General features: G+C 62.7%; 1 protein-coding gene. It reads right to left on the reverse strand.

The window, feature by feature from the left end; all coding sequences use genetic code 11:
- Positions 1-31: 31 nt before the first annotated feature.
- The coding region (locus FNM00_RS18665) for an IS256 family transposase (protein ID WP_185973260.1) at positions 32-620 on the reverse strand (589 nt) is incomplete at its 5' end.

The following is a 620-nucleotide window of genomic DNA, read 5'->3' on the forward strand; positions in this document are numbered from 1 at the left end:
GAGCCTGTCAAGATTTCTGTGTAAGGGCCGGTCATGTGAGGTGGGGGTTGATCCGGTCGGGGTAGGTCAGTGCGAGTTGCTCGAGGGCCTGTTTCCAGTTGGTCACGACTTGGCCCTCGACGAGTCGGCCGGGTGCTTTGCGTTCACCGGGAGGCTTGCCGCGTTCCTTCGCGCGTTGTCGGGCCCTCTTGTCCTCGATGTTGCAGATTGAGAGCCAGAGCAGCTTGACCACAGCTAGGTCGTTGGGGAACTGGCCGCGGTTCTTGATGATCTTGCGGAGCTGGTAGTTCAGCGACTCGATCGAGTTCGTTGTGTAGATGACCCGGCGCAGCATCGGCGGGAACGCCAGAAACGGGATGAACCGTTCCCATGCCGATTCCCAGGTCGCGACCGCGTGGGGGTATTTCTTGCCCAGCTCGCTGGTCGTGAAGGCGTCGAACTCGGCGCGGGCGGCGTCGGCGTCAGCGGCTTGATAGATCGGCTTGAGCGCCTTCGCGATGGCTTTGCGGTCCTTGTAGTTCACGAACCGCATCGAGGCGCGGATCAGGTGGACCACGCAGGTCTGGACCGTCGCGGACTTCCATGTCGCCTCGATCGCGTCGGGAAGCCCGGTCAGGCCG

The sequence above is a fragment of the Aeromicrobium piscarium genome (assembly GCF_007421815.1).
Classification (GTDB): domain Bacteria; phylum Actinomycetota; class Actinomycetes; order Propionibacteriales; family Nocardioidaceae; genus Aeromicrobium; species Aeromicrobium piscarium.